Below are 14,319 nucleotides of genomic sequence, written 5' to 3'. Positions count from 1 at the left end.
GCTACTTCTCCTTATTCGCCCCAGAAACCTTAATCCGAAAAATAATCCGGCTCCCGGCGTCCTCGCCCGCTTCCACTTCCAAGGTTCCGCCGGCCAGCATGGCCCGCTCCCTCATGCCGGCGATGCCCAGGCCTTCGGATTCTTCCACCATGCCGCCGTCGTAGCCCACTCCGTTGTCTGAAATTACCAGGGTGAATTCTTCCTGGTCAAAGGAAAGGCTCACATCCGCCCGGTCCGTGGACGCGTGGCGCACCACGTTGGTCAGCGCCTCCTGGGCGATCCGGTAGGCGGCGGTGGAAATGGCGTTGCCTAAATTGGGAATATTATCATGCTCAAAAATGCACGTAATGCCGGTGCGGCGCTCAAAATCGCTGGTGTACCATTCCAGGGCGTCCACCAGGCCCAAGTCGTCCAACACTCCCGGCCGCAGGCGCACGGCGATGCCTCGCACGTCCTCAATGGTTTTATCGATCAATTCGCACATGGCCGAGGCCCGCTTCTGCGTGGCGGCGTCGGAATCTTTCAACCGCTTTTTAAACCAGACCGCATCCATGCGAAGCACGGTGAGGATCTGGCCGAGTTCGTCGTGAAGCTCCCGGGCGATGGCCTGGCGCTCGGCCTCCTGGCTGATGATCATGCGGTTTGACAGGCGCCGCAGGGCTTCCTGAGCCTTTTTTATCTCGGTGACGTCCGTGGAAATTCCGCCGATGGCGTGGATGCGCCCCTGCTCGTCGTATATGGGAAACTTTACGGACAAGTAGCTGTGATCCTCCCCGTCCACCCGAACCACATACTCCGACCGAACCGGCTTTTTTTCGCTCAAAACCCTATGGTCCACCTCCCGGAATGCGTCCGCATATTCCTTGGGCATGCTTTCGTGCTGGGTCTTGCCGCGCACGTCCTCGTTGGAAATGCCGAAAATTTCCTCGTAACGCCGGTTGACCATGATGTAACGGCCGGCGGCGTCTTTAATATGGACCAGATTGGGCGTATACTTGAGAATGCTGGATATTTCCTCGGTCCTGCGAAAAACCTGCCGCTCCAGCTCCTGGGAATGCTGACTGAGCTTCTCCTGGGCCTGGTTCAGGGCTTCCTGGGCCTTTTTCTGCTCGGTTACGTCTACGGATACGGCCAGGGAGCGCACAAAGCGCCCCTCCTCGTCCCGCTCGCCAATGGCCGAAAGCAGCACGTCCATCACCTCGCCGTTCTTCTTGACGAACTGATAGGAAACGTCGATGCATTCTCCGGTGCGCAAAAACTCGGGCATCATGGTTTCCCTGAGGTATTGGGCGGAGGAAGGCGTCATGAAATCCCCCAGATGCTTGCCGATCACCTGCCCGGTTTCGTATTGCAGGGCTTTGAGCCAGTGGTCGCTTACGCTGACCAGCCGGCCTTTGGAATTGATGGAGTGGAGCATGGCCGGCGTGTTGTGGTAAATGGCGCGATACCGCTCCTCGCTTTGGCGCAAGGCGCCTTCCGCCATAATTCGGCGATTGATCTCCACCAAAGCCCGGGTGTAAAGCAAAAACACCAAAAGCCCCACCAGCACGATGCTGGTAATGACCACAATACCGGTCACCCGGAACAGATTGCTGGACACCCGCTGCGAGATGGCCTCTTCGCTCTGGATGTAATAGGCCGACCATCCGGGAAAAAAGCGGATGGGCTCTTCATGCATCAGAAAACGGGCGCCTTTCAGCTCCACCGTGTCCGGGGAGTCGGTGGGCCTGAATCCGATCCAGGGCCATGGACCCGGGCCGAACTGCTGGGAGTCCTGCACCTGGTTGATCTGCTCTTTCTTAAGGGGCCAAAGGGTTTTTAAAAGCCATTGCTTTTTGCTGGAGATGAACACCACGCCGTTGGGATCCGCCACCAGGACGTCTTCCTCGGGCCGGGAGGTGAGGGAGCTTTCGATCAAATCCACCGAGGCCTTGATGACCACCACGCCCGCAAGCTCGCCGTCCGAGCCCATGACCGGATGGCTGGAATACACTCCGCGTTTGTCCGAGACCGAGCCCAGGGCGAGATAAGTGGCTGTGCGGCCTTCCATGGCCTTTTGGAAATACGGCCTGAACCCGAAGTTCTTGCCCACAAAACTGTCCGTAAAATGGCGATTGCTGGAAGCGATGGTCAGGCCCGTGACGTCGATCAGGTAGCAGACGTCCGCGTTCAGGGTTTCCTTGAAATGGTCCAGGATCCTGTTGGCTTGTTCGGTGGCTTCCAGGTCGGTGGTTTCCAGCGCCCTGACGATGCGCCTCATGCCCGCCAGGGTTTTTACGGGCCTTTCGTTTTCGGACAAGGAATCGGAAATGTGCCTGGCGACCAGTTTGATCCGGTTGACCGCCTGATGGTCGGCTTCGGACACCGCGGCCTTTTGCAGAAAGGAAACGTAAAGCACCCCGCCCGTAACAATGGACAAAAAAGCCAGCAGGGCAAGCACGGAGACGATCTGCCTCAGGGCGCCTTCGGGGCTCTCTTTTTTATTCGAGCGTATGGCCATTCTTCGCCGGTCCCTATTGTCATTACGGAAAATGCTCCGGGATAAATATCACCGGAGCATTTCCAAGCCAATGAAAAAATTGAACGACTGCGATTGGAAAAGCCTGCGCCAAAGGCGCCCCGGCCTCCCTTATGACGGCCGTGCGGCCATGTTTTTTTTAATCCCTATACGGAGCAGGCTCTTTTTTGAACAGGGTGTAATACCAGGCCCCGCTCAATAGATAAGCGAAAAACCAGGTTCCCATTGCAATGAGGACCATGGCCTTGATAATGTCTCCGGAGGTCCCGTTCAGGGAGAATCCCGGCACGTATCCAAACAGGAAGGGCGCCAGGTACAAGAATTTGGCGAACTTGAAAGAGGCGAAAGCCGTCCGCCACATATTGGCCTGGGCGATGGTCGCCCCTGCAAAGGCCGCTATGCACACCGGAGGAGTGATATTGGAATCCTGGGACAGCCAGTAGACGATCATGTGAGCCGCGACTTCATTGACGCCCAAATGGGTGAGCGCAGGCACGGCTACAACTGCAGTGATAAGGTAGGCCGCTGTGACGGGAACCCCCATGCCCAGGATCAGGGAGGCCAGTGCAATTAGCAGGATGGTCAGGAAGAGGCGTCCACCGGCAATGTCTATGACGATATCGGCAAATGTCAGAATCAGACCGCTATATGTTAGTACGGCGATTATTATTCCTATGACGCCCACCGTGGCGCCGACTTTCAGGCTGCTTTCCGCGCCCTGGCGGGAAGCCTCCACAAAGCCTTTTAAACCTATGCGCGTATCTTTTTTCACCCAGCTGAGCAGGATGCAGGAGCAGATTCCCAAAACGGCCGCAAAGCCGGGGGAATAGCCGATCAGCATGAGTGCGGTGATTAAGAGAAGCGGGACCGTGTAATACCATTCCTTTTTTAAGATCTGGGTGGCGCCGATCTCTGATTTGTCGCCCCGGATGTTATGAATTTTGGCTTCATAATGAATCATGACGAAGACGCTGAAAAAATACATGAGCGCCGGAAATATAGCGATCACCATGATTCTGGAATACGGCACCCCGGTCAACTCGGACATGATGAAGCCGCCCGCGCCCATGATGGGCGGCATGAACATGCCGCCAATGGAGGCGGCGGGCTCGATGCCTCCGGCCACATGCGGCCGGAACCCGGCCTTTTTCATGAGCGGAATGGTGAAAGCGCCCGTGGAAACCGTGTTGGCGATGGCGCTGCCGGAAATGGAGCCGAACATGGCGCTGGCGATGACCGCCACCTTGGCCGGGCCGCCCACGCGATGGCCCACGGCGGCCAGCGGAAAGTCAATGAAGAATTTCTGCGCTCCGGAGCTTTCCAAAAAGGCGCCGAACAGCACGAACAGCAAAACATAGGTGGCCAAGACGTTGGCCATGATGCCGAACACGCCGTCCGCCTGATAATAAATGAACGTGCAAATGCCGATGAAGGTGTCCCCGGGGTGGGCGATGAGGTCCGGCATGTACATGCCGTAAACGCCGTACAGAATCATAATGATTCCAATGATGACGAATACGAATCCCACCACCCTGCGGGCCGCCTCGATGCCTATGAGAACGCCCACCACGGCCACATACTTGTCCATGTCGGTTTCGGCGCCGGCCCGGTAGTTCAGGGCCTCGTAATTATACATAAAATAGCCGCACACCAAAAGAGACAGGATCATCAGCAAATAATCAAGCACCCGCAAAAAGGGAATCTTGCTTTTATAAAGAAGAAAAATAAGCATGTACGTGATGACAACATATATGCCGACGTGGAACTGGTTGGCAGCCGGCCTCAACACGGCGGAAAACGAATAAAACCCCACCAGAAAAACCGACATGAGGCTGAACAAAACTTTTTCAAAGCGATTTAATGTATCGTACATGGCTCACCTGTTTTCTTCCCCTGCGGAAAGCCCGAGACTCCCGTCTTTTTCCCGGAAACGCCCCCTGCCCCGGGCTTGGGCGGGGCCGCCCCAGAAGGACGGCCCCGGAAATCCCTGTTGTTATTTCAATACGCCTTTTTCACGCCAGAACTTTTCAGCGCCGGGATGCAAAGGAGTAATGATGCCTTTGATGCCGTTTTCAATGCTCATGGCCTTGGCGGACTTATGGGTTTCCACCATGAACTTCAGGCCTTCGTCGCTGAACACCGTGGAAAGCAGCTTGTAAGCGTCTTCTTCGGTCAGGCTGGGGCTTGCCACCCACAGGGAGGAATCCTGGAAGGTGTTGGTGGGCTCGTCCACGCCCTTGTACGTACCGGCCGGGATGACAACCTTGGAGAAATAGGGGTATTTCTTGAACATGCCGATTTCCTCGGCGTCTTTGTACACGTCGATCAGGCGGATGTCGGTCTGGAGAGCTGCTTCAATAACGGAGGCGTTGGGATAGCCCACGAAAACCCAGAAGGCGTCCAGTTGATTGTTCTTGAAAGCGTCAGCGGCGGCGCGGTAGCCCTGAAAACGACGATCCACATTTTCCCAGATGCCCAGTTCCGTGAAGAACAGTTCGCAGTTGGCCGCAGCGCCGGAGCCGGCGTTGCCGACGCCCACGCGTTTGCCCTGGAGATCCGTGGTCTTTTTGATGTCGGATTTGGCCTTAACCACCAACTGGGCCGGCGCCCCGTAAAAATAGCACATGGCCAGCACGTTTTCGTACTTGCGGTCGTCATTCTTCAGCTTGCCGTTGCGGGCCTGGAAAACATGGCCGGAATAAGCGACGGCCATCTGAGCCCGATTGGCGTTGATCAGGCGAATATTCTCGATGGATCCGCCCGAGGAGCTGGCCAGGACCTTGATGCCCGAGCCTTTCATGGAATCCTTGGTCAGAGAAGTAATGGCGCTGGCATAGTACTGGAATGTTCCGCCGGAAGGGCCGCCGGAGAACTTGTACATCTTGGCGAAGGCGGTGGACCCGCCAAAGCAAAGAGCCATCGCCGTCATTACCACACACAAGAAAACTAACCGCTTTTTCATGACACGCTCCTTTTGCTCGTCTGATTGTTTTGGAATAAAAGTTGATCCCCCGCCGCTCCGGTCCAGGGGACGGAAATACCCACGATGGACCCATCATATATTAATGATAGGGCTCAGGAAAATTCTTGGAACTCTGATTCCTGTGTAAGAAATTTTCTGACAAAGATGTTTTAAGGTGGAATTAGCCAACAAGTCTTGAAATTGCCATGAGACGACGAATATAGCGGCGCCCCTGCGTGAACCGGAATGCTGCAAAATGGGTTGGACGTCTTTTTATTCGAATCGGGAATAGGCTAGCAAATCGCGCCGAAGGCCTTGCCCAGCTTGGTCTGACAGATTTGCTCCTGCTCGTCCAGAATTTCCTTGAGAATGCGCAAGCGGGTCATGGGATTCATTAACACGGTCCGCAAGACCACCACGTCTCCACCTTGTTCAGGCGGCCGCCGGAAAGTCGTCCGGGAGACGAAGCTCTTGCCCGCCTCGCGCTGATCCCGTTGCAGGACAATGTTCAGGGCGTTCAGGCATTGATTGATCCTGACGGCTTCCTTGGGTTCGGCGTTTTTCAATCTTTCCTGCAGACGCGCGGGCACGTACCGATAGGTGAGGATGTTCAACTCCGGCGGGGTGACCAGTTCGAAATGCTCCCTGGCCCGGATTTCCTTGGCGAATTGCTTGGCCAGCCCAATGCCGTGCTCCACCAGAATGCCGTAGCCTTTGACGCCCATGACCTTAAGCGCGCTGTCCAGGATCAAGGAGGTGGAGGCCCGGGAGCCCGCCAGGGACTTGATGCCCAAATCCACGGAGCCGGGCCGGGCGATGTAGGTGGAGTGATAGGCGATGGCGTCCATGGCCCAGGGATTTTTAAAATACACCATGCCGCAGGTCATGGGCATGTAAAACTGCTTGTGCCCGTCGATGGTCACCGAGTCGGCCAGGTCGATGCCTTCCAGAAGATGCTTGTACTTTTCGGAAAACAGGGTCGGACCGCCCCAGGCGGCGTCCGCATGAAAGTGGATGTTATGCTCGGCGCAGATTTCGGCGATCCTGGGCAAGGGGTCCACGGACCCGGTTTCGGTCGCGCCCGCGATGCCCACTACAGCCATGATCCGGGTTTTGGGGTCGGCGCTGATTTCCTTGACGGCCCTGGCCAGGGCGTCCACGTCCACCCGGTTGTTTGCGTCAATGGGCAGGCCGATGACGTTTTTATTGCCCAGACCAAGGAGCCCCGCCGCCTTGCGCAGGGAATAATGCCCCAATTGGGAGACCAGCACCACCATCCGCTCGATGCCCAAAGCCTGGTACGCGGCGAACATGCCTTCCTGCTCCACGCCGGCGAAGCCTTCGGTTTGGTTCAGGATGCTGTTGCGGGCCACCCACAGGGCGGTCATATTGGCCAGGGTGCCATCCTCGGTGAATCCGCCTAAAGACGTATCCACGCTTTGGATATGGCGGGAGTAAAACGCGTCGTCCTGCTGGTAGATCATCCGGTGGATTTTAGCCAAAAGCTGCTTTTCGACGATGGAGACGATCTTGGAGGTTTCCAGCTTGACCACGTTCTGATTCAGGGCGGCCACAAAAGCGGCAAGGTGGACCATGAAGAACGGCATGGCGGAGGTCATGTGGCCCACAAAATAAGGCGAGGCCACGTTTACGGCGTGGGGGGCGATGTCTTCCACCAGTTCGGTGATGACTTCGGCCAGCTTTTTTTCCGGCTGTTCGCTGATCAGGCTGTTTTGGAAGCGGGAGGCCATTTCACGCAGGCTGCGTTCTTCGGTAATGCCTACGTGGTCTTTTAAAAAATCCTGGAGCCCGAAAAAAATCTGCTCCATGTATTTTAACAAGGTGGCTTTGGCCGAGTCGTCTTCGCGCATGATGAAAATGCGCTTCAAGGTTTCGCGGTTGGCTACAAGTTCCCTGCGCTTTGCCTCAGATGTCCGGTCCATGCTCCCTTTCCCCTTAATGTGAAGCCCAAAAAACCGGGACGTACGCTCATACCCGCCCCATTTTGCGGCGTTCCCCTCGCCGCGGAAAAAAACGGATCGCCGGTCCGATTTTATCCCAAGGGTAATCGGTATACCCTTACGAATGGTTAAATACAAGGCCTTTTCAAGGATTTTTGGGGGAAACGCCATACAAAACCGCGCCTCCGCCCGAAAATCAGGGTTGGGGACGGCCTTTGTTCCCGTTAAAAAGGCCGAAGCAGGATTTCCCCGCCTCGGCCTTATCGTTCTAACTCACACCATTTTCCTGAAACAAGCCTTGTTTCGGCCTATCCCATGAACTCCAGGATGATTTGCAAAATCCTGCGCAGAGGCTCGGCAGCGCCCCACAACAGTTGGTCGCCCACGGTAAAGGCCCCAAGATATTCAGGCCCCATGTTCAACTTATGGATTCTGCCCACCGGCACTTCCAGGCCGCCGGTGACCGCCGTGGGGCTCAGGAGCTTCATGGAGTCGGCCTTGTTATTGGGGATGACCCTGACCCAGTCATTGGCCTTGGCCAGCATGTCCTCTATCTCATCCACGGGAACGTCCCTGGTGAGCTTGATGGTCAAAGCCTGACTATGGCAGCGCATGGAGCCGATGCGGACGCACAGGCCGTCAATGGGAATCTGCTTTTCGGTTCCCAGGATTTTGTTGGTCTCCACAAGGCCCTTCCACTCTTCCCGGCTTTGGCCGTCGGCCACTTCCGAGTCGATCCAGGGGATGACGCTGCCGGCCAGGGGCACGCCGAAATTGTCCGCGGGAAAATCCCCGGAGCGCATGGTTTCCAGGACGGTCCTGTCAAGATCCTGAATGGCCGAAGCGGGATCGTCCAGCAGCGCCTTGCTGGCGCCGGAAATGGAAGCCATCTGGGCGATGAGCTCCCGCATGTTCTTGGCGCCGGCGCCCGAAGCCGCCTGATAGGTCATGGAGGTCATCCACTCCACCAGGCCGTTTTCAAACAGTCCGCCCAAAGCCATGAGCATGAGGCTGACCGTGCAATTGCCGCCGATGTATTTTTTCACCCCCGAAGCCAGGGCCTTGTCAATGACGGGCCTGTTCACCGGGTCCAGAACGATGACCGCGTCGTCGTCCATACGCATGGCCGAAGCCGCGTCGATCCAGTATCCGTCCCAACCCATGCTTCTGAGTTTGGGATGCATTTCCTTGGTATATCCGCTGCCCTGGCATGTTACGATGACGTCCATGGGCAGGAGTTTATCCGCGTCCATGGCGTCCTGGAGCAGGGACTCGCCCAGTCCCACATCCGGGGCCTTTTGTCCGGTCTGGGAGGTGGTGAAGAACAGGGGATCAAGACCGGCAGTCTTGAAATCGCCCTCAGCCCTCATACGGTCCATCAACACCGATCCAACCATTCCTCTCCAACCTACAAAAGCCACTTTTGCCATGATTCCAAATCCTTTCGTTTAAGTATATATTAAAGCCGTACGCGGCGATTAACCTTTAATGATAAAGGAATTTTCAATTTAGTCAAATTAATATCCGGTTAAGCTGAAAATTTATTTTCCCTGCGCCCTGGCTTGTATGCTATGCACTCCCATGCCTCAAGATGAACCCCATAACGCCAAGACCATGAACGCAGCCCCGCCCCGCATACTGGGCCTAAACCCCTGGATTCACGACTTCGCAGCCTACGACGTGTGGGCCAGGCCTCTGGGTTTATATTACCTCCTGGCCATCCTGCGAAAAGCCGGCTTTTCCGTATCTTATTACGACTGCCTGGGAAGGCCGGATACATCCCATCTGAAAAAAAATCGCTACGGCGCCGGCCCGTACCTGAAACAAGCCCTGCCCGCGCCGAAAATCCTCGGGGACGTCAAACGGCGATTTTCCCGCTACGGCCTGGAACCCGAACGGGTGCGCAAGGATTTGTCGGGCGCGGAAAAGCCGGACTTGATCCTGGTCACGTCCCTCATGGCCTATTGGTATCCGGGGGTGTTTGAGACCATTGCTCTTGCCAAGGAAATCTGGCCGGACGTCCCTTTGGTTTTAGGCGGAACCTACCCGACCTTATGGCCTGATCACGCACGAAATTTTTCCGGGGCTGACGAGGTTTTTACAGGCCTGGCCGACGAACGCATTGTGGACCTGGCCAATCGCCATACAGGCTGGAGCGCGGATAACCCGGTCAAATCGGGCGCATTGGACGACTTCCCCTACCCCGCTTTGGATCTGGAGGGGGCTCCCGTGTTCGCGCCCGTGCTGACCTCCCGCGGATGCCCCTTCCGCTGCCATTATTGCGCCTCGGGCTTCTTGAACCCGGAATTTTTGCGGAGAGATCCCGACGCCGTGTTCGACGAAATGCTTTATTGGCGCGAACGCTACGGATTAAGGGATTACGTGTTTTACGACGACGCCATGCTGGTGCAGCCGGAGAAGTATTTTTTGCCCCTGATGGATAAAATCCTCTCCCGAGGCCTGAACTGCCGATTCCATACTCCCAACGCGGTCCATATCCGCAACCTGACCCCCAGGACGGCCAAAACCATGTTCCAGGCGGGATTCCAAACCATTCGCCTGGGCCTGGAGACGGCCGTGTTCTCCAAACGAAACGGCATGGACGCCAAAATCACCCGGCAAGAGTTTTTGGACGGCGCCAGGAATATGAAGGAGGCGGGTTTTGACGCCAGCGTGGTTGGCGCCTATTTGCTTATCGGCCTGCCCAATCAGGATTACGAAGCCGTGAAAGAGTCCATATCCATCGTCAAAGAGGCGGGCATACGCCCCGTGCTGACCCATTACACGCCCATACCCCACACGGCCTTGTGGGAGGAGGCCAAGGCGTCTTCCCGGTACAATCTGGAGGCGGATCCCCTTTACACCAACCGGGCGGTTTTTCCCTGCCAAAAAGCTCCTTTTTCATGGAAACTCCTTTCAGAACTGAAAAATCTGTGTGCGGGCTAAAACTCTGATAACAAGGCGCCTTCAAACAAGTAATGATGCTCCCAGATAAGTCCCCGAAGGCGCTGGGTCCCGGCTTGCGGGGCGGTCTTAAAAAGCAGACCGCCTCTTGCCGGGATGACGATTTTCCCGGGCTACAATCAGTTTTGGGAGCGCTCATCCATTTGTTGGGTTTCGCACGCATGTTTTCGACGTTGGTCATTATTTCGGCGAGGACTGGACAGCCTTCGTTTGAATAGTTCTGCAAGCTCTACCCAACCTACTATTTTTATGGATAAAAAGTAGGTTGGGTAGAGCATTGAAACAGAATGTTGAATCGGGAAAAATGCGTCTTGCTTAAATGCATCATAAAATTGCATCGCCGCCGCGAAACCCAACAAGGCAGGACGGCTGCTACGGCCGACGCTCTCTGTCATCCCCGTGGAGGGAAGCTGCGGGTTGATTGGCCCTATTTGCAATCATCATGACGCGCTCCTGGAAACGGGGTCCAGCGACTTTCCAAATTTTAGCGAAGTAAATTTTGAGCGCCCGGAGAACGCACCGAATAACCACTCGAATAATAGCAATTAGTATAAATAGGCGAGTTTGAGAATTGCGTTTACGCAGGACCGCCCGCCCTCCTGTTTTGGGATTTTAAGGAGCTAAGGCGGGCAGGACGGCCCTGCGTCATTTCATCAGGCAAGAATCAGTTTTCTGCAATAGGAACGTCATCCCTCCCCAAGGGGCTAGTTCGTGCGGCAAGTTCCTGTTCCAAGTTGATTCAATATTTCACCCCATTGTACTTTTGCCACGATTGCAAATACTGCTTCTCTTCCTGACTCCATTTCTCGTCGTCCCAGCCAAGAAGCGGCTGGCAAATTTCCTTTATTGCGGGCATATAGGACGCTCCGCCCTGCCTTAATAAAACTGCAATGCGGGTGCGTCTGCGCATCAAATCCTCCAAATGCACTACCATTTCATTTTTTGCGGCCCAGCGCAACTCCGCCCAGAGGGTTTCCGTGCCCGGAATGTTCTCCAACTCGCCGGGCTGGGCGTCCTTGATCAAATCTTGAGCCCGGGCGCCGTACCTGCCCTGGAGGCGGGTCAAGGACTCCCGGCCCAGGCCCGCGGCTTCGGCGGACAAGGGTTTTACGGGCGAAAACACGCGCTGCTTTTTGTCCAGGTCCGGCAAATCCCCCAGGGCGGGCCGGGCCGCCTTCAAGGCGTCCAGGGCGATCAGCCGAAAGGTGGTCAGCTTGCCGCCGGTGACTGTCAGCAATCCGTCCTCCTGCCAGACCACATGATCGCGGGATTCCTTGGACGGGTCTTTCTTGCCCGATCCCACCACGGGACGGACGCCCGAATAGGTAGCTATAATATCCTTGCGCGTTATGTCCAGGTCCGGGAAGTGATGCCGGACGCTTTCCAGCAAATAATCCACCTCGCCGGAGGTTGCGAAAGCCTCTTCGGTGAGCTTTTGCCGATGGTCGATGTCCGTGTTGCCCGTGATGACACGGCCTTCCCAGGGAAAAATAAATCCGGGCCGTTTACTGACCGGATGGGTAATGACAATGCTTTGGCTTACCGGCAGCCTGTCCGCGGAAAAAACCAGGTGGCTGCCCCGTAACGGGCGCATATGCTTGGAGTTCTTCCTTCTGACCTTGCTGCGGAAGTCGTCCGCCCAGGCGCCTGTTGCGCTAATAACCTGTTTGGCCTTGGCCTGCATTTTTTCGCCCGAAACCGAATCCTCCAGTTCCACGCCGCACACCCTGCCGTCATCCTTTAATAAATCCGTGACCTTGCAATAATTCAGCGTGACTCCGCCCTCTTCCCGGGCTTGCTGCAAAACCCGCAACACCAGCCTTGCGTCGTCCGTCACGGACTCGTAAAAAAGCAGGCCGCATTCCAGCCCTTTTTCCCTAAGGCCGGGAAAGCGCTGGAGCATTTCCTTGACCGAATACGTGTGTTTCCGGAATTTGCGGCTCATGACATCGTAGGTCAAAAGGCCCGCCTGGACGATCAAGCGCTGCAGCAGGCTGCCTTTATAAACGGCCATCATCATCCCGAAAGGCTTGACCAGGCCGGGAATCTCCTGCAAGAGCATTTCCCGCTCGCGGACCGACTGATAGGTGAGCATGAAATCCCCCTGCTGGAGGTATCGCAGGCCGCCGTGCACCAACTGGCCGGACCGGCTGGAGGCGCCCCAGGCGAAATCGCGCTGCTCCACCAACAGGGCTTTCAGGTTTCGCCGGACCGCTTCCCGCAGGATGCCGGCGCCGGTGACGCCGCCTCCGATGATGATCAGGTCCCAATCTTCCGCGTTGATTTTTTTGACTATGTCTTCTCTTGTGTACTGCATGATTCGTCCGTCCGCGCTTCAGGTTGCTATTTTTCCTGGCTGGAATAGGCAATGAACTTGCCGATGACTTCAATAATCTGCTCTTCACTCAAAACATTGGGCTCGCCCGCGGCTTTGGCTTTCAGATACACCTCGGCGCAAAACTCCATTTGCTCAGCAAGGGCGTAAGCGTGGCTGATGCCGGATCCGGCGGCCAGAGCGCCGTGATTGGCCAGCAGGCATCCGTAACGGCCTTCCAGGGTTTTCAAAGCCGCTTCCGCAAGCTCCATAGTCCCGAACAGGCGATACGGCGCCACGGGAATGGTGGAGCCGCCGCTGTAGGCCACGTTGTAATGGACCGCCGGAAGCTCCCAGCCCAGAATCGCCAGGGTGGTTGTGTTGGGGGAATGGGTGTGCACCACCGCGTTGATGTCCTCCCTGTTTTTATAGCAGATCAGATGCAGATCGGACTCGGAGGAGGGACGCCGGGGGCTGTCCACAACATTGCCGTCCAAATCCTGAACCACCACGTCCACCGGCTCCATGATCATGTAGTCCATGGAACTGGGGCTGATGGCCATCAGTCCTTGCTCCCGGTTATAAATGCTTATGTTTCCGCTCGTTCCTACGGTCAGGCCTGTGGAAATCATCCTTTGGCAGTACACAACCACTTGTTCCCGCTCTTTTTCAAGTAACATGGCTGCTCCTTTGCTTGTTTTTGCTTTCCCTGAAATATGTGATTAGGCGGACGCAACGCCCATGCTGCCGGAGATTGTAAAATAGAATTCCAGGATTTTGTCCACCGCATTGTATTGATGAAAACCGGGGTTTCCTTTCACCAAGGGATTGAATCCCGCTTTGGTCGCCGGCAAGTAGGCCTTAATAAGCTCCGTAAACACGTTGATTTTACAAATCCCTCCGGCAACGCAGCGACGGAGGTTGTCCTCGCCGGTCCCCGAGCCTCCGTGAAGCACCAGAGGAACGTCCACAGCCTCTTTAATGGCCTCCAGGCGGCCAAAATCAATGTGAGGCTCCCCTTTGTAGGTCCCGTGGAGCGTGCCGATGGACACAGCCAGGGCGTCCACGCCGGTTTCCCGGGCGAAAAAAGCGGCCTGTTCCGGATCGGTCAGGTTGCTTTCCTGGGCCTTGCCTTCCATGCTGTCTTTGTTGGCGCCCACGTGGCCGATTTCCGCCTCCACGGAAACTCCCGCCTGGCGGGCCGCCTGCGCCGTCCGCCGAGTCATTTTCAGATTCAGGTCGAGATCAAAGGCGCTGGCGTCAATCATCACGCTGGTAAAACCGGCGGCGACGGCCCGCAAGCAGATTTGGACGTTCTTGCCGTGATCCAGGTGGAGGCACACCGGAACCTTGGATTCCCGGCAAAGAGTCCTGATCTTGCCTATCCACCTGTCATAACGGCGGAACCGGTCGATGGGCAAGGGTGGATAACTGGCGATAATCGGGGCGCCGTATTTTTCAGCCGCACGCAGATAATGCTTTAGCATGCCGATGCTTAAAAAATCCGGCGCGATCACCGCATATTTTTCGTTTTGTGCAGGCGCCAATATTTCGGACAAGGTAACTAACATGAGCGTCTCTCAATAATCGTTGTTGGATT

Annotated in this window: 9 protein-coding genes; 1 reads left to right on the top strand and 8 read right to left on the bottom strand. The window is 56.1% G+C overall.

The window, feature by feature from the left end:
* Position 1: 1 nt before the first annotated feature.
* The 5 genes from BUE18_RS10705 to asd all read right to left on the bottom strand — a co-directional run bounded on the left by BUE18_RS10705 (position 2) and on the right by asd (position 8,871).
* Positions 2-2,500: a sensor histidine kinase gene (locus tag BUE18_RS10705; RefSeq protein WP_073475560.1), complete on the bottom strand. Its 2,499-nt coding sequence runs from the start codon at positions 2,498-2,500 to the stop codon at positions 2-4.
* 157 nt (positions 2,501-2,657) lie between these two features.
* Positions 2,658-4,391 (bottom strand): TRAP transporter permease, encoded by a 1,734-nt coding sequence (locus tag BUE18_RS10700; protein ID WP_073475558.1) that lies wholly within the window; start codon positions 4,389-4,391, stop codon positions 2,658-2,660.
* A gap of 120 nt (positions 4,392-4,511) precedes the next feature.
* A complete protein-coding gene (locus BUE18_RS10695; protein WP_073475556.1) occupies positions 4,512-5,480 on the bottom strand; it encodes a TAXI family TRAP transporter solute-binding subunit in 969 nt (322 codons plus the stop codon).
* Positions 5,481-5,773: 293 nt separating this feature from the next.
* Positions 5,774-7,423: a pyridoxal-dependent aspartate 1-decarboxylase PanP gene (gene panP / locus BUE18_RS10690; RefSeq protein WP_073475593.1), complete on the bottom strand. Its 1,650-nt coding sequence runs from the start codon at positions 7,421-7,423 to the stop codon at positions 5,774-5,776.
* A gap of 326 nt (positions 7,424-7,749) precedes the next feature.
* Entirely contained in the window at positions 7,750-8,871 is a 1,122-nt protein-coding gene (gene asd, locus BUE18_RS10685; RefSeq protein ID WP_073475554.1) for an aspartate-semialdehyde dehydrogenase, read from the bottom strand.
* Between the two features lie 151 nt (positions 8,872-9,022).
* Here asd and BUE18_RS10680 point away from each other — a divergent pair, with 151 nt between their 5' ends.
* Complete coding sequence (locus BUE18_RS10680; RefSeq protein WP_244549308.1) at positions 9,023-10,387, top strand: B12-binding domain-containing radical SAM protein; 1,365 nt, start codon at positions 9,023-9,025, stop codon at positions 10,385-10,387.
* A gap of 757 nt (positions 10,388-11,144) precedes the next feature.
* Here the strand turns inward: BUE18_RS10680 and BUE18_RS10670 are convergent.
* Genes BUE18_RS10670 through BUE18_RS10660 form a run of 3 tightly spaced genes read right to left on the bottom strand, consistent with a single transcriptional unit; the run spans position 11,145 to position 14,290 of the window.
* Positions 11,145-12,722, bottom strand: a complete 1,578-nt coding sequence (locus BUE18_RS10670) for a glycerol-3-phosphate dehydrogenase/oxidase (RefSeq protein ID WP_073475550.1) — start codon at positions 12,720-12,722, stop codon at positions 11,145-11,147.
* Positions 12,723-12,748: 26 nt separating this feature from the next.
* Positions 12,749-13,399, bottom strand: a complete 651-nt coding sequence (locus tag BUE18_RS10665; protein WP_073475549.1) for an L-fuculose-phosphate aldolase — start codon at positions 13,397-13,399, stop codon at positions 12,749-12,751.
* A gap of 42 nt (positions 13,400-13,441) precedes the next feature.
* On the bottom strand, positions 13,442-14,290 hold the full coding sequence (locus BUE18_RS10660; protein WP_073475547.1) for a class II fructose-bisphosphate aldolase: 849 nt from the start codon (positions 14,288-14,290) through the stop codon (positions 13,442-13,444).
* Between the last annotated feature and the right edge of the window lie 29 nt (positions 14,291-14,319).

It is taken from the genome of Desulfatibacillum alkenivorans DSM 16219 (assembly GCF_900142135.1).
Lineage (GTDB): Bacteria > Desulfobacterota > Desulfobacteria > Desulfobacterales > Desulfatibacillaceae > Desulfatibacillum > Desulfatibacillum alkenivorans.
The sequence above is the reverse complement of the archived record's forward strand: the minus strand, read 5'-3'. Positions and strand labels throughout refer to the sequence as shown.

Excerpts from the sequence above, each read along its gene's own strand:
- BUE18_RS10705 (WP_073475560.1), bottom strand. The coding sequence starts at position 2,500 with ATGGCCATACGCTCGAATAAAAAAGAGAGCCCCGAAGGCGCCCTGAGG.
- BUE18_RS10700 (WP_073475558.1), bottom strand. The coding sequence starts at position 4,391 with ATGTACGATACATTAAATCGCTTTGAAAAAGTTTTGTTCAGCCTCATG.
- BUE18_RS10695 (WP_073475556.1), bottom strand. The coding sequence starts at position 5,480 with ATGAAAAAGCGGTTAGTTTTCTTGTGTGTGGTAATGACGGCGATGGCT.
- panP (WP_073475593.1), bottom strand. The coding sequence starts at position 7,423 with ATGGACCGGACATCTGAGGCAAAGCGCAGGGAACTTGTAGCCAACCGC.
- asd (WP_073475554.1), bottom strand. The coding sequence starts at position 8,871 with ATGGCAAAAGTGGCTTTTGTAGGTTGGAGAGGAATGGTTGGATCGGTG.
- BUE18_RS10680 (WP_244549308.1), top strand. The coding sequence starts at position 9,023 with ATGCCTCAAGATGAACCCCATAACGCCAAGACCATGAACGCAGCCCCG.
- BUE18_RS10670 (WP_073475550.1), bottom strand. The coding sequence starts at position 12,722 with ATGCAGTACACAAGAGAAGACATAGTCAAAAAAATCAACGCGGAAGAT.
- BUE18_RS10665 (WP_073475549.1), bottom strand. The coding sequence starts at position 13,399 with ATGTTACTTGAAAAAGAGCGGGAACAAGTGGTTGTGTACTGCCAAAGG.
- BUE18_RS10660 (WP_073475547.1), bottom strand. The coding sequence starts at position 14,290 with ATGTTAGTTACCTTGTCCGAAATATTGGCGCCTGCACAAAACGAAAAA.